This window comes from Selenomonas sp. FOBRC9 (genome assembly GCF_000287655.1).
GTDB lineage: Bacteria > Bacillota > Negativicutes > Selenomonadales > Selenomonadaceae > Centipeda > Centipeda artemidis.
The window spans coordinates 12,821-32,363 of record NZ_ALJR01000026.1 but is presented as its reverse complement, the minus strand read 5'-3'; the positions used below and the strand labels follow the sequence as shown (position 1 = coordinate 32,363).

The 19,543-nt window shown below is 54.5% G+C and carries 30 protein-coding genes; 4 read left to right on the top strand and 26 right to left on the bottom strand.

Annotated features, from left to right (window positions below; genetic code table 11):
* The 11 genes from HMPREF1147_RS06220 to HMPREF1147_RS06170 form a co-directional block, all read right to left on the bottom strand.
* Positions 1-342, bottom strand: coding sequence for a phosphoribosylformylglycinamidine cyclo-ligase (locus HMPREF1147_RS06220; protein ID WP_369791742.1), 342 nt, complete (start codon positions 340-342; stop codon positions 1-3).
* Positions 314-2,866, bottom strand: coding sequence for a hypothetical protein (locus tag HMPREF1147_RS06215; RefSeq protein WP_009658161.1), 2,553 nt, complete (start codon positions 2,864-2,866; stop codon positions 314-316). Before HMPREF1147_RS06215 ends, HMPREF1147_RS06220 begins: the two co-directional genes overlap by 29 nt.
* A gap of 186 nt (positions 2,867-3,052) precedes the next feature.
* Complete coding sequence (locus HMPREF1147_RS06210; RefSeq protein WP_009658203.1) at positions 3,053-3,367, bottom strand: hypothetical protein; 315 nt, start codon at positions 3,365-3,367, stop codon at positions 3,053-3,055.
* Between the two features lie 11 nt (positions 3,368-3,378).
* Positions 3,379-3,978, bottom strand: coding sequence for a major tail protein (locus HMPREF1147_RS06205; RefSeq protein WP_009658135.1), 600 nt, complete (start codon positions 3,976-3,978; stop codon positions 3,379-3,381).
* A gap of 1 nt (position 3,979) precedes the next feature.
* Positions 3,980-4,342, bottom strand: coding sequence for a DUF3168 domain-containing protein (locus HMPREF1147_RS06200; protein WP_009658131.1), 363 nt, complete (start codon positions 4,340-4,342; stop codon positions 3,980-3,982).
* Complete coding sequence (locus HMPREF1147_RS06195) at positions 4,339-4,737, bottom strand: HK97 gp10 family phage protein (protein ID WP_009658205.1); 399 nt, start codon at positions 4,735-4,737, stop codon at positions 4,339-4,341. The genes HMPREF1147_RS06200 and HMPREF1147_RS06195 overlap by 4 nt, the downstream gene beginning before the upstream one ends.
* Complete coding sequence (locus HMPREF1147_RS06190; RefSeq protein WP_009658150.1) at positions 4,730-5,068, bottom strand: phage head closure protein; 339 nt, start codon at positions 5,066-5,068, stop codon at positions 4,730-4,732. The genes HMPREF1147_RS06195 and HMPREF1147_RS06190 overlap by 8 nt, the downstream gene beginning before the upstream one ends.
* Positions 5,069-5,344, bottom strand: a complete 276-nt coding sequence (locus tag HMPREF1147_RS06185; protein ID WP_006306686.1) for a head-tail connector protein — start codon at positions 5,342-5,344, stop codon at positions 5,069-5,071.
* Positions 5,345-5,378: 34 nt separating this feature from the next.
* Positions 5,379-6,554, bottom strand: coding sequence for a phage major capsid protein (locus tag HMPREF1147_RS06180; RefSeq protein ID WP_009658174.1), 1,176 nt, complete (start codon positions 6,552-6,554; stop codon positions 5,379-5,381).
* A 15-nt stretch (positions 6,555-6,569) separates the two neighbouring features.
* A complete protein-coding gene (locus HMPREF1147_RS06175) occupies positions 6,570-7,259 on the bottom strand; it encodes a head maturation protease, ClpP-related (protein ID WP_009658193.1) in 690 nt (229 codons plus the stop codon).
* The gene (locus HMPREF1147_RS06170; protein WP_009658192.1) at positions 7,249-8,499 is read right to left on the bottom strand and encodes a phage portal protein; all 1,251 of its coding nucleotides are present in this window, start codon (positions 8,497-8,499) and stop codon (positions 7,249-7,251) included. Before HMPREF1147_RS06170 ends, HMPREF1147_RS06175 begins: the two co-directional genes overlap by 11 nt.
* A gap of 68 nt (positions 8,500-8,567) precedes the next feature.
* On the opposite strand from HMPREF1147_RS06170, the gene HMPREF1147_RS06165 reads away from it, so the two are divergent.
* Positions 8,568-8,939 carry a type II toxin-antitoxin system RelE/ParE family toxin gene (locus HMPREF1147_RS06165; RefSeq protein WP_009658190.1) on the top strand — a complete coding sequence of 124 codons (372 nt, stop codon included), beginning with the start codon at positions 8,568-8,570 and terminating at the stop codon, positions 8,937-8,939.
* The gene (locus HMPREF1147_RS06160) at positions 8,936-9,211 is read left to right on the top strand and encodes a helix-turn-helix domain-containing protein (RefSeq protein WP_009439101.1); all 276 of its coding nucleotides are present in this window, start codon (positions 8,936-8,938) and stop codon (positions 9,209-9,211) included. Before HMPREF1147_RS06165 ends, HMPREF1147_RS06160 begins: the two co-directional genes overlap by 4 nt.
* A 13-nt stretch (positions 9,212-9,224) precedes the next feature.
* On the opposite strand, the gene HMPREF1147_RS06155 is transcribed toward HMPREF1147_RS06160, so the two are convergent.
* The 9 genes from HMPREF1147_RS06155 to HMPREF1147_RS06115 form a co-directional block, all read right to left on the bottom strand.
* Complete coding sequence (locus tag HMPREF1147_RS06155; protein ID WP_009658143.1) at positions 9,225-10,826, bottom strand: terminase large subunit; 1,602 nt, start codon at positions 10,824-10,826, stop codon at positions 9,225-9,227.
* A 95-nt stretch (positions 10,827-10,921) separates the two neighbouring features.
* Entirely contained in the window at positions 10,922-11,200 is a 279-nt protein-coding gene (locus tag HMPREF1147_RS06150) for a hypothetical protein (RefSeq protein ID WP_037351259.1), read from the bottom strand.
* 154 nt (positions 11,201-11,354) lie between these two features.
* On the bottom strand, positions 11,355-11,531 hold the full coding sequence (locus HMPREF1147_RS06145) for a DUF5049 domain-containing protein (protein WP_009658181.1): 177 nt from the start codon (positions 11,529-11,531) through the stop codon (positions 11,355-11,357).
* On the bottom strand, positions 11,528-11,764 hold the full coding sequence (locus HMPREF1147_RS06140) for a DUF4314 domain-containing protein (RefSeq protein ID WP_009658202.1): 237 nt from the start codon (positions 11,762-11,764) through the stop codon (positions 11,528-11,530). The genes HMPREF1147_RS06145 and HMPREF1147_RS06140 overlap by 4 nt, the downstream gene beginning before the upstream one ends.
* On the bottom strand, positions 11,748-12,536 hold the full coding sequence (locus HMPREF1147_RS06135; protein WP_009658169.1) for a hypothetical protein: 789 nt from the start codon (positions 12,534-12,536) through the stop codon (positions 11,748-11,750). The genes HMPREF1147_RS06140 and HMPREF1147_RS06135 overlap by 17 nt, the downstream gene beginning before the upstream one ends.
* 117 nt (positions 12,537-12,653) lie before the next feature.
* Positions 12,654-12,935 carry a hypothetical protein gene (locus HMPREF1147_RS06130; protein WP_009658153.1) on the bottom strand — a complete coding sequence of 94 codons (282 nt, stop codon included), beginning with the start codon at positions 12,933-12,935 and terminating at the stop codon, positions 12,654-12,656.
* A gap of 2 nt (positions 12,936-12,937) precedes the next feature.
* Positions 12,938-13,477: an N-acetylmuramoyl-L-alanine amidase gene (locus HMPREF1147_RS06125; protein WP_009658173.1), complete on the bottom strand. Its 540-nt coding sequence runs from the start codon at positions 13,475-13,477 to the stop codon at positions 12,938-12,940.
* A complete protein-coding gene (locus tag HMPREF1147_RS06120; RefSeq protein ID WP_009658147.1) occupies positions 13,477-14,742 on the bottom strand; it encodes a site-specific DNA-methyltransferase in 1,266 nt (421 codons plus the stop codon). The genes HMPREF1147_RS06125 and HMPREF1147_RS06120 overlap by 1 nt, the downstream gene beginning before the upstream one ends.
* A 13-nt stretch (positions 14,743-14,755) precedes the next feature.
* Positions 14,756-15,316, bottom strand: coding sequence for a P27 family phage terminase small subunit (locus tag HMPREF1147_RS06115; RefSeq protein ID WP_009658197.1), 561 nt, complete (start codon positions 15,314-15,316; stop codon positions 14,756-14,758).
* Positions 15,317-15,490: 174 nt separating this feature from the next.
* Here HMPREF1147_RS06115 and HMPREF1147_RS06110 point away from each other — a divergent pair, with 174 nt between their 5' ends.
* Together HMPREF1147_RS06110 and HMPREF1147_RS06105 are read left to right on the top strand one after the other, a co-directional pair.
* Positions 15,491-15,784: a type II toxin-antitoxin system RelB/DinJ family antitoxin gene (locus HMPREF1147_RS06110; RefSeq protein WP_009658132.1), complete on the top strand. Its 294-nt coding sequence runs from the start codon at positions 15,491-15,493 to the stop codon at positions 15,782-15,784.
* Positions 15,777-16,049, top strand: coding sequence for a type II toxin-antitoxin system YafQ family toxin (locus tag HMPREF1147_RS06105; protein WP_009658133.1), 273 nt, complete (start codon positions 15,777-15,779; stop codon positions 16,047-16,049). Before HMPREF1147_RS06110 ends, HMPREF1147_RS06105 begins: the two co-directional genes overlap by 8 nt.
* A 22-nt stretch (positions 16,050-16,071) precedes the next feature.
* Here HMPREF1147_RS06105 and HMPREF1147_RS11650 read toward each other — a convergent pair whose 3' ends face one another.
* The 6 genes from HMPREF1147_RS11650 to HMPREF1147_RS06075 form a co-directional block, all read right to left on the bottom strand.
* Positions 16,072-16,425 carry an HNH endonuclease signature motif containing protein gene (locus HMPREF1147_RS11650; RefSeq protein ID WP_006696281.1) on the bottom strand — a complete coding sequence of 118 codons (354 nt, stop codon included), beginning with the start codon at positions 16,423-16,425 and terminating at the stop codon, positions 16,072-16,074.
* 136 nt (positions 16,426-16,561) lie between these two features.
* A complete protein-coding gene (locus tag HMPREF1147_RS06095; protein ID WP_009658151.1) occupies positions 16,562-17,002 on the bottom strand; it encodes a DUF1492 domain-containing protein in 441 nt (146 codons plus the stop codon).
* Positions 16,999-17,211 carry a hypothetical protein gene (locus tag HMPREF1147_RS06090; protein ID WP_006696228.1) on the bottom strand — a complete coding sequence of 71 codons (213 nt, stop codon included), beginning with the start codon at positions 17,209-17,211 and terminating at the stop codon, positions 16,999-17,001. Before HMPREF1147_RS06090 ends, HMPREF1147_RS06095 begins: the two co-directional genes overlap by 4 nt.
* The gene (locus HMPREF1147_RS06085; protein ID WP_009658165.1) at positions 17,208-18,551 is read right to left on the bottom strand and encodes a DEAD/DEAH box helicase; all 1,344 of its coding nucleotides are present in this window, start codon (positions 18,549-18,551) and stop codon (positions 17,208-17,210) included. Before HMPREF1147_RS06085 ends, HMPREF1147_RS06090 begins: the two co-directional genes overlap by 4 nt.
* A gap of 31 nt (positions 18,552-18,582) precedes the next feature.
* Positions 18,583-19,260, bottom strand: a complete 678-nt coding sequence (locus HMPREF1147_RS06080) for an ORF6N domain-containing protein (protein WP_009658188.1) — start codon at positions 19,258-19,260, stop codon at positions 18,583-18,585.
* Positions 19,253-19,534, bottom strand: coding sequence for a VRR-NUC domain-containing protein (locus HMPREF1147_RS06075; RefSeq protein ID WP_009439038.1), 282 nt, complete (start codon positions 19,532-19,534; stop codon positions 19,253-19,255). The genes HMPREF1147_RS06080 and HMPREF1147_RS06075 overlap by 8 nt, the downstream gene beginning before the upstream one ends.
* Positions 19,535-19,543 lie beyond the last annotated feature (9 nt).

Genomic DNA, 19,543 nt, shown 5'->3' with positions numbered 1-19,543 from the left:
TCACACCCTCCAAAATTCCAGAGACAGTTTATATACCTTCGGGAAATGCGCCATATACTCGTAGGATTTCACCACAACACGCATAGAGGGCAGGATGTTCCCGCCCTCGTCCGTTACGGACACCATTGTACGGCTGTCCCAGTAGCCCTTGATTTTCTCCCAATCGGCGGCAGTCACAACAACGGCGCAGGAAATGCGGTCGCCCTCTGCAATATGCCCGAAATCCTGCACGACCGCTCCGCCGACAATTTCCAAAAGCTGTTGACGGTCGTCGGGAATGGTCTGCCAGTTTTCAACGGATAATGTCCGCACCTCACCAATGTGAATATGAATTGGAATCACCTCCAAGGGCATTTTCAACAGCGGGACGGATACGGTCGGCGACGTGATCGGCGAGCATACGCATCCCCTCGTTGTCCTCCGTGACGGCGTTCTCGATTTGCACCTGTATGTGGATCTGTCGATTGTCCGTCATGGATGGCGATGTCTGAGTATCAGCCCGTGAGGGAGGGGAATTCTGTCCCCCACTTGAAACAATATGCGCCTGTTGCCCCAATCCTGCCATCATTTCCGAGTATGAGAACTCCTGCCCATTGACACGGATGCGGGAACTGTCTTCACGCTTCTCGGGAGCAAAATTCGGCAGGAGATTCTCCATCGCCCATTTGCGCCCGGACTGGAACTGTTGAAGCAGTGCCGGTGTCAGCCCCAGATCCTCTGCCGTAAATTTATTCTTCTTGCGAAGATACTCCATCAGCCCGACTTGCCCGGACTCCTTGAATACCTTCAGCTCCTCCTTCTGGGAGCGCAGGACTTCCAGAGCAGCGTTACGCTTGGCATCGAGTTTTTCCTTCTCTGCCCACCGTGTCGCCTCAACCTCATCCAGTCCCTTCTGTACCCACGCTTCCTTCTCACGCTCAATCTCCGCAAGACGGTTTTCAAGTTCGGTTTTCCAGATGGAGTCAATATTGGAAGCAACGTCACGCCCCCACTGCTCCATCACTCGCGCTTTGCTCTCACTGAGCCAGTTCTGCGTCTGTACCTCATCCAAGCCCTTCTGGTGAAAGGCATCGGCTTCACGAGCGATGGAGTCCAGCTTGTTCTGCAGGTCGGTCTTGTAAAGCGCATCCGCCTTGTCCACAACGTCCCGCTGAAAGTCGGCATAGATTTTCGCTTCCTTTGCCAGACGGTATTCGTCGATGAGGTGCGGATCGGCGCCCTTCTGGAAGAACTCGAAGGATTCACGATCCAGAGCGTGCAGGCTGTTCTGGATGTCCGTGTGTGTCAGTGTATATAAGCTGTCCGTCAGCTGTGCGGTCGCTTTTGCGGATTCACTGACCGTCTTTGCAGCATCTTTCTCAGCCGCCGCACGGATCACCGCAGCTTTGGCATTCTGCTCCTGTGCCTTGGCGTTCTTCTCCGCTTCGGCACGTGCCTTCTCCTCTGCCGCCGCTTTCTCTTTTGCAATCTTCTGCTGTTCTTGGTATTGCTTGTATTCGTCCCCGTAGAGAGCATCGAGAACGCTGCCGCCGAGGAACGGAACAGCAATCAGCGGAGATGCCACGGGGTGATTCTTCATGAGCCATGAATTTGCTTCTGCGTGTTCATTGACCTTGTGAATCTGCTCGCCGACAAAGCCCGCAAGCTCCGCGACGGTCTTGAGTGCTTCGCCCCAACCGAGGACGGCGTCCTTGATCTCGTCCTTATTGTCACGGATCGTTTCAACGAGAGATTCAAACCCATCATTGATCTCTGGCATGAGTTCCTCGGCGACAGGAAGGAGCGCAGCACCGAGGGCAAGTTTCAGCTGCCCCGCTTCCATCTCCATCGCACGCCATTTGAGATACGTCTCGTGCGCCTGTGCGGGGTCGAGCAGACCTGTGGTCTTGACGCGAGATGAAATCGTCATCAGATCGTCATACTGTTCGAGAATGGGGATGAGTGCCGCACCACGCGCACCAAGGACTTCTGCGGTATACGCCTCCTCCATGCCCGCTTCGCTTGCGGTTTTGTAGCCCTTGGCAAGCTGCGCCAGCTGCTCATTCAGAGGCAGGAGATTCCCTTGCTTATCTTTGAGTGCGATCCCGAAGCGCGATAGGGCGTGTGTGGTATCGTTGCCGCTCTCCCCCGCAGCAGATACCTGTTTGTCAAGACGAGCGATCAGCGGTATGACGCTCTTGATGTCCGTATCCGCAAGCTGAAACATACGCCCCAGTTCAGCGGCTTCCCCCGCAGAGACGTGAAGTCGTTGCGTCAGCTTGTAGACGTTCTCACCCGCAAGCATCGCGTCTTTTGTAATGTTGAATAGTCCTGCACCTGTTGCCGCAACAGCCATAACTGCGGCCATCTTTGCGGAGAGGACGTTGAATCCGCTCGTTAGATTCTTGACACCCGCCTGTGCCGCCGTCATGCCCGCTGAGATGCGCCCACCGAGCGTGCCGGAGAGGACGGCGCTCTCTTTGAGCCGTGCATTCAGTTTCCGCACCTCGGCTTCGGTCTGTGCGACGGTTCGTTGCTGACGCAGGAGATTGCTCTCCGCACGGCGATAGGCGGCACTGTCCACACCATCATTCTTTTTCGCAGACTGCAAAACGGCGGCAAGAATCTGTTCCTTCTGCCGCTGAATGTCCAGTTCGCGATTGATCGCCTGATGGCGCACCTTGATCTTGTCAAGTTCCGTACCCACACCGTCGAGTTTGGCAAGATCGGCATCCAGTTTCAGATGGATGTTGTTTGCCTTGCTGTTCAGTCGTGCGATGGAATCCGAGACGGTCTTGCCCGCCGTGTCAAAGTCCAGCTGCAGCTGTGCAATATTGAGACCGATGTCGAGATAGAGTTCATCAATCTTCTGTCCGCGCTTTGCCACTCCATCTCCCTCCCTACATCACGTCGTCAATAAAGCGTGCGGATTCCTGCTGTTCGCAAAGTGCCGTCACGACAAGCTGATCGAGTAAAAATGAAACCTCATGCTCGTCGATTTCCTGCATTGTCCACCCGTAGGCGGACTGGAGCCGCTCGTAGTAGCGCAGTAAATGCTGGTACGGAGAAAGAACTACACCTCTTTCCCCGTCTCCTCGTTTGGGAGGTTCACCAGTTTGGAAAAGGTCAGCGACTGAATCCAACGGAATAGTGCGCGTGTCAGTGGTACGATATCCGCGACATCCACATTTTCGTCGATGACTTCTTTTGTGACATCATCACGTCCGAATCCGAGAACGATTAGACGGACGTGCTCGTCCAGAAAGTCCTCAAGATCCATGTCCTGTTTCTCTGCATCAAAAAAAGCAAGGAACTCGCGCCAGACCTTCATCTTCGGAGGATTCGGCACGATCTCCCTGCCCGCAATATGCAGTATCGGTGTATCCATCGTAACCTCCCTCAGACCTGCTCGTACCACTTCGTCCCCGTCTCAGCGGCAAAGCCCGCCGCCTCCTCGTCCGCCTTGGCGTAGGACAGCCCGTCCGAGAGTCGGTAGATCGCCTTTGCCGTCAGCGTCGGCGTGTCGAACTGGATGCTCTCCTGCTTCGAGTTGCCGCTCTCGGAGGGTTCCGTGAATTGGACTTTGTAGAATTTAGTGAAGCGTTTCTTCCCGTTCCTCTTATCCGACTGGAAGAGGACGGCGAAGTACGGAGCGACATCGTCCTTGCTCGCCTTCATCACGCCGTTCTCGATACTGTGCCCCAGAAGGTAAGCCGTATATTCGAGCGGCAATGCGGCAGTGTCGAAGGTAAGGTCGTAAGATGCGGTATTGGATGCCGTATCCACGGACTGCCCGTCGGCAAAAAGCTCCGCCTGATTCGTCTGCGGCTTGATGTCCACCTTGCGCAGAAGTTTTCCGAGCGGAATCGGAGCTTCGTAGGTCGCCGCCCCTCCTGCCACATCGGTGAGCATCTTTGCGATATGAAGTTTCTGGATGTTGATGAACTGCCCGCTCGTAAGATTCGCGGCGGGCTTTGCTATTGGTGTTGGACTTGGCATTTTATTCTCCCTCCACTGCTGTTCTGTAATCTGTAATCTCAACGAAAATATCCTTCTCAAAGAACTCCTGCGTCTGCGCCCGTACAAAGCCGAGCGGCAGGAGCACACTTTTTACGGCTTTATGGATTTCCCGAAACCGTCCGTCCTTCGTCAGAATGTGGATACGCACTGTCACACGCCGTTCCAGTTCCGCGCCGTCTGCCGAAAGCACGGGCACATCCGAGATCACGGAATAGACAATGACCGGATACGTTCCCGCATCGGGACTGCGCCCGTGGTAGATGCCCTTTCTCCCATGTGCGAGAAGCTGCGTCAGCTCCTTTGAGCGTACAAGTGCCTGATACACCATCCGTGCCGTAGTCATTTCCCTCTCCTCCGAATGGCAGACCTTACGGCATCGACGATAGCAGAACGGATCCCGTCCTTCTTGGCGTCGAGCGCGGGATAGAGAAACGGCTTGTTGATGCGCGGGCTGAACTCGACAAGCACACCGTAGGGAACGCCATCCTGCGATTCTGCATCTGCTGCGATCCTCCAAACGGAGCCGTCCTTCCTGCGGAGACGTTTGTGGATGGAGTCCCGCAACGCACCTTTGACCACGCGCTTATCCGTCCCTGCATAGACGGGACAGCGGTTCTTTGCCTCTGCAACCACATCGTCTGCGCCGTGTGCGAGGGCTTCCTTTGCCGCAGCCGTCGCCTCCGCGCCGAGTTCCGAAAGGACCTTCTCGGCAGAGACGAAACCTCTATATCTAGCCATCTTCCACCAACTCCCTGCATTCCAGAACGAGCCATCGCTTCTTCCCGCTGAGTGGATACGGCGGCGCAATCGGCGTGAGCGTTTTATCTCCCCAACGGATACGATCCGTCACGCGCACATCCGCACGGTAACGAATGACGATGCGGTAATCCACCTCCTGCACCTTTTCAGCGTACCCGTCGGAGATTTTCGCGGCAAAGGGCAGAACAAGCGCCCACGCCTTTGAAATCTCCTGCACCGACGATGAGCGGATATTCCCCTCATCATCCGTATCCGTCACGGGGCGCAGGATAGAAATTCGGTGACGCAGTTCGCTCATAGACACCTTCATCTAAAAGACCTCCTTCCGCACACCAAAGAGGAGCGAGCGCAGCGTCAGCGCAAGCCCTCTGTGATCCGCTTCCTCTCGGTGTTCGTAGAGATAGGACACGGCATAGAGAATTGCAACGCGCACAATCGCCTGATCTTCGACCTTGGACAGCTTCTTCACGCGCAGTAACGCTGTACAGATTTGTTCTGCCGTTTCCGTAAAGTGCGTGAGAAGGTCATCCTCCTCATCCCCGTCAATTCGCAGATATTGTTTCACTGCTGCAAGCGGCACAAGCATAGAACCACCTCCCCTCTTTGCCGCAAAACATAAATCAGCCCTTCATCTTGAGTGTCTGCACCGCTTCCTCAAGAACGAGCTTGCCGTCCACACGCTCCTTCATGACGTAGCCGACCATGCCGTTGCCTGCGAACAGCTCCTTCAGTTCCTGCAGGGAACGTGTCCCACGGTCGCCGATGTTGTAGTAGGAGTAATCGCCGAATGCAATGACGGTCTTGCCCGCCTCGACAGCAGGCATATATGCCGAAGAGTACACGGGATAGCCGAGCAGACGGTCGGGTTCGCCCATCTGGTAGGACGGCTGCCAGAAGTATGCGCCATTCGCATCCTTGAGCTTTCGGATGCTTGCAAGCGTCTGGTCGTTGACGATGAACGCCGCATTCTTGCGGTAGGGACGCTTGAGGCTGTAGACGAGTGTCACGAGTTCGTCCGCCTTGATGTCGGCACCTGCCGTGGTGACGGATGTCTTTGCCAACACGAGAAGACCCTTGGGCTTGTGCGTCCCATCGCCACTCAGGAATGCGTCCTCCTCTGCGTTGCCGAGTGCCTTGCCGAACTGCTCGATGAGGTAGTTCTCAAGGTTGAAGGCGTTGTCATAGAGAAGTTCCTCCGTCACCTTGACCGCAACGTGCAGCTTGTGCGCGTCGAGGACGATCTGGTCGAAGGTCGCGTCCCCAAAGGTAAGAGGTGCGCCTTCCTCAATCCACGATGCCGCAGGTTTCGTGGCGGCGATGTTGATCTTGTGCTCCCCGCTCGTTGTGATGACCGTCGCAAGCGGACGCAGGACGTTCTCCTCATCTAGAACGTCGATCAGACGCTGATCGTATTCCGCGGGAACGAGATAGCCGCCGTTTGCATCCACGCCTTCCTGCAGGACGTTCTCCACCTGCCGAAAGTTCGTGCGAAGTGCCTTGAGCATTGCTGCACGATATGCCTCGCTTGCCCGTCCCGTCTTTTCCGCATTGAGCGCAGCCCCCGGAATGTTGGTGATTGCCGCCGTCACGGGCTTTGCAAGCTGTGCATCGAGAATCGCCTGACGCTCCATGCGCTCAATGTCCTTGCCGAGCGCGAGCACCTCGTTCTCCATCTGCTCATACGCCTTGGCATCTTCGGCTGTGAGATGCCCATCCTTTTCGTGAGAATCCAGAAACTGCTTTGCCTGTTCCCACATTTCTGCACGCTTCTCGCGCATTGCCATGATCTTATCCATGTTCTTGTCCCTCCGTTAATGTGAAATAGAAAAGAGCCGCTTCTTAAACGGCTCTGCATCGACATTGTGTGTTCCCTGCCCGAATTTCGAGAGCAGGGAGTTCGTGACAGCGGCACGGGAGAAGATCAGTCCGTCTGCCGTGTCTGTCACAGGACGCTGAACGTCCGTATAGAGAACGGAATCCGCAAATCCAAGCTCCACGGCTTTCTTTGCATTCATCCACGTCTCGGCATCCATCAGCCGTGAAATCTTCGCACGGGACAGCCCCGTCTTGATCTCGTAGGCGTTGATGATACTCTCCTTGATCTCGGCAAGGAACGTGATCGTCCGCTCCATCTCATGTGTATCACCGATGGAGACGGTCATGGGATTATGGATCATCAACATCCCCAAGGGAGAAATCTCAACGGTCGTTCCTGCCATTGCGACGACGGATGCGGCGGAAGCGGCAATCCCGTCAATCTTAACGGTGACATTTCCCTTATACTCCATGAGCATATTGTAGATCTGTGCCGCCGCATAGCAGTCCCCGCCTGGTGAGTTGATCCAGAGGTCAATATCTCCCTCGGCGGCGTGAAGCTCAGATCGAAACATCTGAGGTGTGACTTCATCGCCCCACCATGTTTCATCTGAGATTTCACCGTCCAGAAGCAAGATTCGCTTCTCTCCCTCGTTCCGCCCCCAGTTCCAAAATTTACGTTTCATCGCCCTCTCCTTTCTTGTTGGCGAATAAACCTGCGTCCCTCAGTTTTGTCATGTTCCCGTTGATGAGATAGAGATCGCCGCCCTCCTCCGCTTCGATGGGATTCATGTCCTCAAGCCTGCGGATGTCGTTCGCGGAGAGCCATCCGTTCTGCCGCCCGATGGCATATCCCTCCATGCGGCTCTTGTAGTCCCCGCGCAGAAGACCGTCCACGTTGAAGCGAATGAAGTAATCCTTCCGCTCCTTGTCCGTCAGCAGTGCTTTCTGCAGCGACTGCTCCCATCGCATGACCCACGGATTCAAAGTGTATTTGACGAACTCAAGCGACTGCTGCTCGATATTCGAGAAGCTGGACTTCTCCAAATCCCCGACCATATGCGGCGGCACACGGTAAAGCCGTGCAATCTCGTCGATCTGGAACTTCCTCGTCTCTAGGAACTGCGCCTCTTCGGGCGGTATGGCAATCTGCTGATACTTTACACCTTCCTCGAGGACGGCGATCCTGCCCGTGTTCATCGTGCCGCCGTAAACGGCGTGCCAACTCTCACGGAGCTTTGACGGGTCTTTCAGAACACCCGGATGCTCAAGCACGCCGCCCGGACGCGCACCGTTCCTGAAGAATGCCGCGCCGTACTCCTCTGTCGCAAGGGCAATGCCGATGGCGTTCTTTGCCATAGCGATGGGACTGTAGCCGACCAGACCATCGAAGCCGAGTCCCGGAATGTGGAGGACATCCTCGCGTCGCAAACGAATCTGCCCCTTATCTTTGAAGTTCGGATTCTCCTCCGTGCTTCTCGTGTAGGTGTAGTAGAGTTCCCCCGTGCGGCTGTCACGACCGACCTCCATCTTGTCCGGGAGCAGCGGATAGAGACCAAGGACACGCCCTCTGCCATCTCGAAGTATCTGGGCATAAGCATTTCCCCACAGAAGGAGATGTGCCATGAGAGTCTCGCGGAATACGAAACTCGTCATCTCAGGATTCGGCGCATCGTGGAGCAGGAAATACAGCGGATGCTCCGGTACACGTTCTTTGCCCTGCCCTTTGTATGCGTAAACATGAAGGGGCAGCCCTGCGATGGATTCGGCAAGAATACGGACACAGGCATAGACTGCCGTCATCTGCATTGCAGTACGTTCGTTGACCGCCTTGCCCGCCGCCGTCTGCCCAAACAAAAAGGACAAGCCGCCGAGATGATTCGTAGGCTTGTCCCGCGAACGAAAGAGTTTGCTGAATAGGTTCATATGTTATTCTCCTTGCACAATGATAGCTTTTATGCTATCATCAAAGTGTCTTTAAGAGGGAGTATAATATGTATCGAATTGAGTTCTACGAGAAAAGAAACGGGACATCCGACGTATGGAATTTTCTCGAGGAGTTACGTGAAAAAAGCAAGACGAACAAAGATGCGCGGATTCAATATGATCAGATCATCTTTTACATCGATCTTTTGGCACGCAACGGAACGAGATTACCGAGTAAGATCACAAAATATCTGGAAGATGATATATGGGAACTTCGCCCCGGAAACAACCGGATCTTCTACTTCTATTACGCAGACGGTCAATATGTTCTGCTGCACCACTTTCGGAAGAAAAGTATGAAGACACCGCCGCGCGAACTAGCCCGTGCAAAAGAAGCACGAACCGATTACCTTCGTCAGCAAAAGGAGCGAGGAAAATGAAAACATGGGAAGATTACAAGAATCATGTAAAATCCATTGACGCAGAGAGCCGTCGAAGTATGGAGGAGATTGAAGAAATTGCAGCTATTGTTTCTTCGATGATTGAGCGGCGCACCGCCCTTGGCATCAGCCAAAGAACGCTTGCGCAGCGTTGCGGTCTGCCGCAATCCTCCGTTGCACGTATCGAATCTTTCAAAACGACACCAAAAATCGACACCTTGCTCAAACTCATGCAGCCGCTTGGACTGAAACTCCAAGTTGCCGCACTCTGATTCAGACCCCGAATCACAGCAGCAAGATTCCTCGCTCGTCATAGACAGATGCGGAGGTATCATTCCCACAGCGAATCGCACGATCCAGAGCCATGATGAGCGCAATCACGCCGTCGATCTTCTCTGTGGACTTCTCCTTGTCTGCCTTGATGTTGCCCGCAGGATCGGTGCGAATGAAGATGTTGTCTGCCATCCAGCGCATGACGGGATGCCCGCCGTGCGCTATTTTCTTTTCCAGCGTCAGCTTCATCAACTCCTTCGTCGGCGGGCTCATATCCTTGAATCCCTGCCCGAACGGAACAACGGTGAATCCCATCCCCTCAAGATTCTGCACCATCTGCACCGCGCCCCATCGGTCAAAGGCAATCTCGCGGACGTTGTACTTCTCGCCCAGTTTCTCGATGAACGTCTCGATAAATCCGTAATGCACAACATTCCCCTCGGTGGTCATGAGAAAGCCCTGCTTCTCCCACACGTCATACGGTACATGATCGCGGCGCACGCGAAGGTCAATGTTCTCCTCGGGAATCCAGAAGTACGGAAGCACGGCAAACGGCTCATCCTCCTCGGTCGGAGGAAACACGAGGACAAATGCCGTAATATCCATCGTGGAGGAAAGGTCTAATCCGCCGTAGCAGACGCACCCCTCCAAGGATTCCGCATCCACAGGCAGAGCGCACGCATCCCACTTGTCCATCGGCATCCACCGCACGGACTGTTTCACCCATTGATTCAGACGCAACTGACGGAAACTGTTCTCCTCGGCGGGATTCTGCCGTGCGGAATCGCAAGCCGCCTGTACCTTGTCGATGCCGACCGTGATACCGAGGGACGGATTCGACCGCTTCCAGACCTCGGGGTCTGTCCAGTCCTCATCCTCCTTCGCTCCGTAGATCACGGGATAGAAGGTCGGGTCGATCTTTCTCCCTTCGAGAATGTCCTTCGCTTTCTGATGCGTCTCATAGCAGATGGACTGCGTATCCGTCCCCGCCGTAGTGATGAGGAAGTAAAGCGGCTGCATACGCGCATCGCCGGAGCCTTTCGTCATAACGTCAAAGAGCTTGCGGTTCGGCTGTGTGTGAAGTTCGTCGAATACAACACCGTGAATGTTGAAGCCGTGCTTTGAATATGCTTCTGCCGAAAGCACCTGATAGAAGCTGTTCGTCGGCAGATAGACCATCCGCTTCTGTGAGGCAAGGATCTTCACCCGCTTACTGAGCGCAGGACACATCCGCACCATATCTGCTGCGACCTCGAACACGATACTCGCTTGCTGACGATCAGCGGCACAGCCATACACCTCGGCACGTTCCTCCCCATCGCCGCAACAAAGGAGAAGTGCAACGGCGGCGGCCAGCTCGCTCTTCCCGTTCTTCTTCCCTATCTCGATATACGCCGTGTTGAACTGCCGATAACCATTCGGCTTGAGGATACCGAAGACGTCTCGGATGATCCGCTCCTGCCAGTCGATGAGTTCAAAGGGCTTTCCTGCCCACGTCCCCTTCGTATGGCACAGGCACTCGATAAAGCCCACGGCATAGTCCGCAGCGGCTTTGTCATAGTGCGCGTTTTCTGCCATGAACTCCGTCGGCTTATAGTCCGTCAGTTTTCGCAAGCAATCACCCCCCATCAAAAAAGAGCCGCTCTCAGCGACTCACAATATCTGAAACGAGAAGCAGCCCCGAAGGGCTGTTTTTTATTTGGCGCGGCTTAGATGCGCTTCATGCACCAAGCCATCGCGTGCCCGCCGTCCTCGAAAAGCTCGGTGGCGACTTCGACGAGGTTCAGGCGGCATTCGATGTCCGCAAATCCCGTCTCCTCCGACGTTTCGACCATCTCGTAGACGGCTGCGTGGAAGCCCCAGCATTCCATTCCGACGACAAGGATCTGCTCGCCGTAGCGAAGGATCGCGCCGCTCGTCCCGAACCGCATCTCATCAAGGTGCTCCATCGTGGTGGTCTTCGGCCATCTTGCTTCTGCACTTTTCATTTTGTGTTCCTCGCTTTCTGTGTGTAGGTTGTTCCCTTCGTCATGTGTATATATGCCTCTAAACGCAGGATATAGCAAGTCTTATTTTCGATAAATCACACTTATTTTTCGAGAGAAACACAGCCCCGAAAGGCTGTGCAAGAAGCCGTAAAACTTACTCTTCGCCCGTGAGGATAAAGCGAATATATGCGGCGCGGTCTTCCTCGATGAAGCAGACCAGTTCGTAGAAGCCGCTCTCGAATGCCACCCGCTGCACGGAGGGAATGTCGAACATATTCACCCGCTCGGAGTCGCGAATGTCCATGATCTGCGTGAAAATCGTCTCGTTCATGACTGACTGCCTTTCTCTGCGATGCGGAAGGAGTCCACGCCGGGGATCAAACTGAGCGAGGAGCCTGTCGCCCATCGGACGAGAAGCTGTCCCGCATCGTCAACGCCTAGAATCTCGCCTATCGTCCCTTTGGGTGGTGCTTGCGGATCGTCCATGCCGAGGAGTTCCACCTTCGTCCCGCGTGGGTATCGCTCTCGAAGTGCGGCGATCTGCTCCCTACTCGGAAAATGCATGGCGCTCATCTCCTTTCCGATGTCCGCTCTTAAAGGCGCTGCTGCCCGTGAGGTTCTGCAGAAGAATCTTGCGCGACTCTTTGTAGGCATTTCCGATCATGCCAAGGCGCAGGAGGAAGCAGCGGAATGCGTATTTCTCGTTGTCCACAATCTTCTCCTTTGCCGTGACGCGCTTTTGTGTCCGCGCCATCAGGCAGAGCTTGCTGATGAATTCGGCGTATGCCTTTGCCGTCTCATCGGTGATCGTGCCGTGCAGCCATGCGAAGGTGATGCGATCATCGGTCAGTGTGTAGGTCGCCTCGCGGATGTCGAAGGCATGGCGAATGAGCTGCCCCTTGCTCCGAAGGAGTGCGTCCAGATTCTGCAGCGCCGTCTCGGTGAAAAGGCTGCGTGGGAGACTGATCGAAAGGCTGTCCTCATCGGCTTCTGCAATCGCTTCCTCTGTCGGAGCAGGTTCTGCCGGTGTCAGATCATCCACTGCCGCTTCCGTCAGGATCGACTCGTCTGCCCCTGTATCCGCGCAGGAAGCCTCGTCCTCCCCATCCTCGGACATGAAGCCCTCCTCGCGCAGTGCCGTGCGCACACACGCAACGGTCGCTTCGTCGGTGGCATCGTCGAAGCAAAGACATCCGTCCTTCGTGATCTCGAATGCGCCGATCTTGTAGGAAAATGTCGGTGCGCCGCAGTAGACGGGCTTTTCGCCGAGCACCTTGCTGATGATCCCGACCATCGCCTTGCGCTCTTCCTTTTGGATGTTGTAATTGACCTTCATGGTGACTACCTCCTTCATGTACTTTGGTCATTACATTCATCACTCACGTGGGAAGAATTAGCAAGCGGATTCTGTTGTATACACCAACTCTATCTCATCAAATAGATCTTATGCCCATCATTTCCCTGCCAAGGATACCGTCATGCGCTCAAGCATCTTGCCTGTCACCCAGATCGCCCCGTCGATGACAAGCGGCAGGAAGATGCGGTCGCGGAATCTACACCATCCTGTCTCCTTCTCCGCGCTCTCCTTCAGTGCCGCCGTGTACGCCGCCGACACCTCACGCGCTGCGGGAAGCCCCTTCTCGTGCATCCAGAGGACGGTCGCTTCCTTCGCTTCCGTCCGTACAAAGTCCCCCACATGGTTCTTCAATTCGTTTTGAATGTATTCCAGTTTCATCTTCAACACTCTCCTTCATAGTCCGTTACCCCACGCGCAATGGCGCGGGCAAATTCATCCTGATGCGAACGCAGAAGCTCTGCATCGCCCGCATGGTCAATAAACGCAAGCTCAACGAGGACGGCAACTGCGTCGGTGTTGTTTAAGACGTAAAGTCCGTTGACACCGGGCTTTGCCCCCTTCACGCCCCGATCCACGGTTCCGAGTGCATCCACAATCTGATTCTGGATGCACTGTGCCAGTTTCTCTCCCTCTCCGCTTCCGTAGTAGTGCCAGACCTCCGTTCCGTTTGCCGTGCCGTTACAAGCGTTGCAGTGAACAGAGATAAACACATCGGCATCCGCACGATTGGAAGCCGAGACGACTTCATGCAGACTGTCCGACTGCAAACATCCAACAACTTCTACACCTGCGGCACTCAGATACCCCGCCACAAGGTCAGCGACATTCTTTGCAACGTCGCATTCCTGCAGTCCGTACCCGCACGCGCCGGGGTCTGGATTGCCGTCCGGGGCATGACCCGGATTCAAAAACACACGCATCAAGATTCCTCCTTTGGTTTCGGCACATCCACATACGGAATGCGCTCACCGTCACGTTCCAAAAACACATCTTCGGCATTCCCGTCTTTGCTCTGAATGTACCGCTCGACAGCGACATCCACGAACTTCGGCTCAAGTTCCACGCCGTAGCAGATACGGTTCAACTGCTCACAGGCGATGAGCGTTGATGCAGAACCAAGGAAGCCGTCAAGAACGATGCCATTCCTCTGCGTACACTGCTTGACAAGGTACGCAATGAGCGGCACTGGCTTCGAGGACGGATGACCGCAGCCGTCCTTCTTCGAGTCCTTGATACGGTCAAATGCAAAGACAGTGGTCTGCTTCTGATCGCCGTACCACCTGTGCCGTCCGTCCTTCCTCCATCCCCAGATAATTGGCTCGTGGATGTACTTCCAGTCCGTGCGCGTAAGAACCAGTCGGTCTTTCTTCCAAACCAAGCCCGCGCCAACTTTAAAGCCCGCATCCTCATAAGCGTCATGAAAGATACGGGCTTTTGCCGTTGCGTAGAAAACGTAGATGGAAGCGTCTGTCGCCATTGCCGAGTGGAAGGCGGTAAAGGCAGATTTGAGGAACTCATAGGCGTCCTTGTCATTCAGATCGTCGTTCTTTATTTTCCCCGATGTGCTTTCAAGCTGGATCATGTATGGGGGATCCGTGCATACGAGATTTACCTTCTCACTGCCGAGCAGACGTTCATACGTCTCCGGCAACGTGGAATCTCCGCAGATAACACGATGCTTGCCGAGATGCCACACATCACCCGATTGAGCAACACAGGGTTTTGCGAGTTCCGCATCCACGTCGAAATCATCTTCCTGCGCTTCACCATCATCCAGTGAGAGCAGATCGGCAATCTCGGATTCGTCAAAGCCCGTGAGCGAGATGTCAAAGTCCATACCCTGCAAGGCTTCCATCTCGACGCGCAGCATTTCCTCGTCCCATCCTGCGTCAAGTGCGAAACGGTTGTCCGCGAGGATATAGGCTTTCTTCTGCGCTTCCGTCAGATGATCGACGAATACGCACGGCACGCTCTCCATCCCCTCCGCCCGCGCCGCCGCAACACGTCCGTGTCCTGCGAGGATGCCGTAGTCCTTGTCAATAATGACGGGACTGACGAATCCGAACTCCCGCAGACTGCCGCGCAGCTTGTTGATCTGCTCGGGCGAATGCGTCCGTGCGTTGTTGGCATATGGCACGAGTTTACTGATCGGAACGAGCTTCATTTCCGATGTTGTTTTGTTCAAATGACTTCCCTCCTTACTTCCTCGAACGCAGCAGCCGTTCCATCCGATCCTCTTGCGGAGAGCCGACGAATGTGGTGGTGCAGTTCTGCTTTACGATGTCGAAAATCTCATACCAGAGCAGATTCGACTGCTTCTGGAATGCCTGCCCCATCTGAACAAAGGGGCTTGCTATTGCCCCTCCGGTGGTCGGATGCTTGCCGATGAGCCCGTATTGACTCATTGCCTCCTCACACTGGATGAAACGGGCAAATGCCTGTGCGTAGCTTTCAATGAGCCGTGGATTCACAAGCCGCTCACAGCCGCGCTCCTTCAGCCACAGCCATGTTTCACGGAAAATCTCATCCGCGCCGAGCGGCTTTCCGTTCCGCTGTCGCGCAGACAGGAACTCGCTCGGCGTTGGCATCTCCTCGCCGTAGAGGTCGGCAGCATCCACAAGATCTGTGCCGTCCAGTTCCGTCATGGGGAACTCCATGATGTGCGCCGTGCGCCCACCCGCGATTTTATCTGCGAGTGGTTCGGGTTTATCTCCCGCCCGGATGCGCCGTCCACCGCGATTTGTTCCGTCCCGCGCCATCTTTTCGCCCCCTTCCTTTAATACCCCGTTTGAACCGACGTTTTTGTGCGTACGCCCCCTCCCCGGTCCAGTAACGGCGCGGTTTTAGGGATTTGACCGCCCCCTATGGGGGATAAGAACGTATTGCATTTGCTTCACTTTCGCGTTACAATAAGCAAAAGGAGGTTATGCATCATGTCCAAGACGGCAACAATCAATATGCGCATTGAGCCGACAATCAAAGCACAGGCTGAAACCGTTTTTTCTAGTTTCGGTATCTCCGTGACCGACGCCATCAACATCTTTCTGCACGCATCCATCATGGAGGGAGGCTTTCCCTTCCAACCGAAACAGCCCCGTTATAATAGGGAAACACTTCTTGCCATGCAGGAAGCACGCGACATCATGGATGGTAAAGTTGAGCCGAAGCGTTATCCGTCACTGTCCGCACTGATGGATGATCTGGATGCGGAGGATGCCCATGCTTGATCTCGTCACCACCACGCAGTTTCGCAAGGATTTAAAGAAGCTGCGTAAACGTGGAGCAGATATACAAAAGCTGGATGATGTTCTGCAAATGCTCTGCGCGGAAAAACACCTGCCCGAAAGGTATCGGGATCATGCGCTCGTTGGTGATTACATTGGTTTTCGCGAATGCCACATCATGCCGGACTGGCTACTCGTATATGCCATCGACAAAGGAAAACTGATTCTGACCGCTTCCCGCACGGGTTCACATAGCGATCTCTTCTAGCCGATTCATTGGAGTCGGCTTTTTATTTTGGTGTTCTCCGCCGATGAATCCGCTCATGACACGATACGCAGAGCGACATCAAATTGCTCTCGTCATGCGTGCCACCGTCGGCGAGAGGTCGAATATGATGCACAAGCGTCGCGAGAACGTATCTGCCCCGCTCCTTGCAACACTCACACAGCGGATGCGCTGACAAGTGACGGTCGCGAATCCTGCGCCATGCACTGTCGTATCTCTCGTGCTGATCGTACCCACGCGTGAAGTGGTCATAGTGCCGCTGCATCGTTTTCTCGTGCTCCTCGCAATAACAGCTTTTTCGATCTGTAAGATTCGGGCATCCTGTCATGCGGCAGGGGCGCTTCGGCTTTCTCGGCATCGCGCACCTCCTCGATGGCATCAAAAAAGCCCTCGCAGAGAATTGCTTCTCCGAGAAGGCTGATTCCATATCCTATTCTTGCTGAGTCTATCATATCACTGTCAACCCTATGAACGCAACGTGAACCTTTGTGAACTTATGTGAACTCAGATGCACTTTGCTGTCTTTTTTCCAAAATTTTTTCAACATCATCCAGAGCCTTGGCATGAATCTTATGCACCCATCGAATGCTGACGCTCATATCCGCTGCAATATCTTCCCATGATTTGAAGCTGTGGTAGCGACGCTCTAGCACCATCTGAGAGTTTTCATCCTCAACTTGCCAGATCGTATTCATGATCTCGAGTTTCAGATTGATCAGACGGTCGATGTCAGCATTGATCTCATCTTCCGTGTCGGTCAGACGAGCGATGATAGTTTCCATCCGCTGATTGTTCGGACTTGGACTCTTTGGCATGTCGCTGATGACGGCGCTCACATTTGTTGCCATGTCACGCAGCCGCGATACATGGGCGACCTTATCATTGATGCGTCGGTCAATGTTCCATGCCTGACTGAGATATTCTTTTGCTGTCATGCAAATTCCCCCTCCAACTTTTCAAGCAGCCACTCTCCGTCTATGCTTGTCAGCTGTCCGAACCATGCGGAACGAAAGAACCGCTCTGTCTCAGAACGCATCGCTGTCGCTACAACATTCTCTGCGTCTTTGCCGAGTGCCGCCCTAGCCCACCGATAATCCTTTGCCGCCTGTTCGACGATGGCATTTGCCAGAATCTCATAGTTCATGATGTTACCTCCGCTTTGACGGCTTCAATCAGTGCCGCCTGTGTCTTGTCCTTCCGTTTCAAGGCACGGAGGATTCTCTCGTCAATCGTGCCCTCGGCAATGATGTGCTGCACCACCACAGTGTTTGCACTCTGTCCCTGCCGATAGAGCCGTGCCACGGTCTGCTGATAGAGTTCCAAACTCCATGTGATACCGAACCACACCAAGGTCGAGCCGCCGCTCTGAAGGTTCAGCCCGTGTCCCGCACTTGCAGGATGGATAAGTGCGACGGGGATTTCGCCGCGATTCCAACGGGCGATGGCATCATCTGTATCGAGTCGGACACATGGCAGACGCTTTTCGATGCGATCTGCATCATGCCGAAACCAGTACGCCACGAGGAGCGGCTTGCCGTTCATGCTCTCTACGATGTCCTCCAAGGCATCGAGTTTGCGGTCGTGTATATGCAGTGTAGTCCCACCGTCAGTGTAAACCGCACCGTTCGCCATCTGTGCGAGTTTCCCGGACAGGACACCGGCATTTGCCGCCGTCACCTCATCGCCCTTCATCTGCAAAACCAACTGCTCGCACATTTCGGTGTATATCTTCTTCTCAGCCTCATCCATGCGGACGCTGTATTCGCTCTCGATCAGCTCCGGCATCTTGAGGTGGTCGGCGGCTTTCATGGAGATGGTGATGTCGGAGATTTTCTCGTAGATCCGCTCCTCGGCTCCGGGCAAGGGAACGTAGGAGAACACCACCTGCCCGTTGCGCTTGTCCGGCACAAAGTAATCTTGCCGATATTTCGTGATGAATCGTCCCAGACGCTGTCCCATGTCCAGAACCTTGAACTCTGCGAACAGATCCATCAAGCCGTTGCCGGATGGCGTTCCCGTCAGTCCGATGACTCTCTTTGCCAAGGGGCGAACCTTCATAAGTGCCTTGAAGCGCTTACTGCCCCAATTCTTGAAGGACGAGAGTTCGTCAATCACGATGGCATCGTAGGAGAAGTCCGTTTTCTCCACGAGCCACGGCACGTTCTCGCGGTTGATGATGTAGAGGGAGGCTTGCTTGCGAAGCGCATCCCGACGCTCTTTCTCCGTTCCGACTGCAACGGAATAACGGATATGGTTCAGATGCTCCCACTTACCGATCTCCTGCGGCCATGTGTTTCGTGCCACACGGAGCGGCGCGATAACGAGAATGCGGGAAATCTCGAATCGGTCAAACAGCAGGTCATTGAGGGCTGTGAGAGTAATTACCGTTTTTCCAAGTCCCATATCAAGGAGTACGGCGGCAGTCGGATGACTTTCGATAAAGTCGATGGCGTACTGTTGGTAATCATGCGGTATGAACTTCACGGGGCATCACCTCCAATCTCAACGGAATTCATTACCGAAACACTTCCTGCAGCACATCCACATGATAGGTGTTCACCATGCCATATTTGGCATCGTACTCCTTGCCGATGTGGTAACCCTGCTTTCTGGACATCGCCGACGCTCTGTGTCCAAGTCTTGCGGCGGCATCCCGACTCACGCCACGGATTCCCGTGAGGTTGGCATAGCCGATGATGGTGTAGTGGTGCTCATCGATAGTCATCTGCTTGGACTCGACCTCAAGAAGCCGCTCGTCCACCTTGTCGATGCGGGCATTTGCCGCCTTGATTGCCTTCGCCTGTTCCACCATTCGCTGTGCGCTGTAAAGGAGAAACTCCTCGGGTGTCATGTTCCTCATGGGGTTGAAATAGCTTTCTTCCAGCTCATCGAAAACATCCCATGCCCGCTCGGTTCCCAGCATCTTGCTGTGGCGCGCCGCGCCTTGTTTCGTCCAAAGAATCAGAGACGGTGCGCGACTCCCGACAACTGACTCGATATTTTCGAGTGAGTCCTTGAAAGCCTTGAGATCAGCACCTTCAAGTTTGAAGTAATGCTTCCCCTCAACGAATCGCTCCCTGTTGTTCTTAAAATTCTGCTGGATATGAATTGCCCTGCATCCATACGCCTCGGCAAGCTGATCCGTGGTCATGACACGAATGCTGTTGTGTTCCAATACCGTAAGTTCATTCATGGTCGATTTCCTCCAATACGCTGTCAATCTGCTCGATTCCGTCAATCACATACACCTTGAATCCAAGCCGTCGGAGTAGCCTATGACGGGCGAGCTGCAAGGCTCTCGGCTTCTTCCCCGGTGTTTTCAGTTCCACAAAGCCCATTCTGCCGCCGGGCAAAAGCACCAGTCGGTCGGGCATTCCATCGAATCCCGGCGAGGTGAACTTCGGAGCGATACCGCCCATTGCTTTGACTCTTGCTGCAAGTTTCTGCTCAATCGTCCGTTCGTACAACTTTTCCTC

Bases quoted from the DNA above. Each gene is read 5' to 3' on its own strand.
- HMPREF1147_RS06110 (WP_009658132.1), top strand. From the start codon at position 15,491: ATGTCCAAGACGGCAACAATCAATATGCGCATTGAGCCGACAATCAAA.
- HMPREF1147_RS06095 (WP_009658151.1), bottom strand. From the start codon at position 17,002: ATGACAGCAAAAGAATATCTCAGTCAGGCATGGAACATTGACCGACGC.
- HMPREF1147_RS06185 (WP_006306686.1), bottom strand. From the start codon at position 5,344: ATGCTTGTGCCGCTTGCAGCAGTGAAACAATATCTGCGAATTGACGGG.
- HMPREF1147_RS06145 (WP_009658181.1), bottom strand. From the start codon at position 11,531: ATGAACGAGACGATTTTCACGCAGATCATGGACATTCGCGACTCCGAG.
- HMPREF1147_RS06080 (WP_009658188.1), bottom strand. From the start codon at position 19,260: ATGAATGAACTTACGGTATTGGAACACAACAGCATTCGTGTCATGACC.
- HMPREF1147_RS06135 (WP_009658169.1), bottom strand. From the start codon at position 12,536: ATGAAGGTCAATTACAACATCCAAAAGGAAGAGCGCAAGGCGATGGTC.
- HMPREF1147_RS06150 (WP_037351259.1), bottom strand. From the start codon at position 11,200: ATGAAAAGTGCAGAAGCAAGATGGCCGAAGACCACCACGATGGAGCAC.
- HMPREF1147_RS06195 (WP_009658205.1), bottom strand. From the start codon at position 4,737: ATGGCTAGATATAGAGGTTTCGTCTCTGCCGAGAAGGTCCTTTCGGAA.
- HMPREF1147_RS06190 (WP_009658150.1), bottom strand. From the start codon at position 5,068: ATGAAGGTGTCTATGAGCGAACTGCGTCACCGAATTTCTATCCTGCGC.
- HMPREF1147_RS06200 (WP_009658131.1), bottom strand. From the start codon at position 4,342: ATGACTACGGCACGGATGGTGTATCAGGCACTTGTACGCTCAAAGGAG.
- HMPREF1147_RS11650 (WP_006696281.1), bottom strand. From the start codon at position 16,425: ATGCCGAGAAAGCCGAAGCGCCCCTGCCGCATGACAGGATGCCCGAAT.
- HMPREF1147_RS06210 (WP_009658203.1), bottom strand. From the start codon at position 3,367: ATGGATACACCGATACTGCATATTGCGGGCAGGGAGATCGTGCCGAAT.
- HMPREF1147_RS06160 (WP_009439101.1), top strand. From the start codon at position 8,936: ATGAAAACATGGGAAGATTACAAGAATCATGTAAAATCCATTGACGCA.
- HMPREF1147_RS06105 (WP_009658133.1), top strand. From the start codon at position 15,777: ATGCTTGATCTCGTCACCACCACGCAGTTTCGCAAGGATTTAAAGAAG.
- HMPREF1147_RS06130 (WP_009658153.1), bottom strand. From the start codon at position 12,935: ATGAAACTGGAATACATTCAAAACGAATTGAAGAACCATGTGGGGGAC.
- HMPREF1147_RS06140 (WP_009658202.1), bottom strand. From the start codon at position 11,764: ATGCATTTTCCGAGTAGGGAGCAGATCGCCGCACTTCGAGAGCGATAC.
- HMPREF1147_RS06180 (WP_009658174.1), bottom strand. From the start codon at position 6,554: ATGGATAAGATCATGGCAATGCGCGAGAAGCGTGCAGAAATGTGGGAA.
- HMPREF1147_RS06205 (WP_009658135.1), bottom strand. From the start codon at position 3,978: ATGCCAAGTCCAACACCAATAGCAAAGCCCGCCGCGAATCTTACGAGC.
- HMPREF1147_RS06175 (WP_009658193.1), bottom strand. From the start codon at position 7,259: ATGAAACGTAAATTTTGGAACTGGGGGCGGAACGAGGGAGAGAAGCGA.
- HMPREF1147_RS06115 (WP_009658197.1), bottom strand. From the start codon at position 15,316: ATGGCGCGGGACGGAACAAATCGCGGTGGACGGCGCATCCGGGCGGGA.
- HMPREF1147_RS06125 (WP_009658173.1), bottom strand. From the start codon at position 13,477: ATGCGTGTGTTTTTGAATCCGGGTCATGCCCCGGACGGCAATCCAGAC.
- HMPREF1147_RS06170 (WP_009658192.1), bottom strand. From the start codon at position 8,499: ATGAACCTATTCAGCAAACTCTTTCGTTCGCGGGACAAGCCTACGAAT.
- HMPREF1147_RS06165 (WP_009658190.1), top strand. From the start codon at position 8,568: ATGTATCGAATTGAGTTCTACGAGAAAAGAAACGGGACATCCGACGTA.
- HMPREF1147_RS06090 (WP_006696228.1), bottom strand. From the start codon at position 17,211: ATGAACTATGAGATTCTGGCAAATGCCATCGTCGAACAGGCGGCAAAG.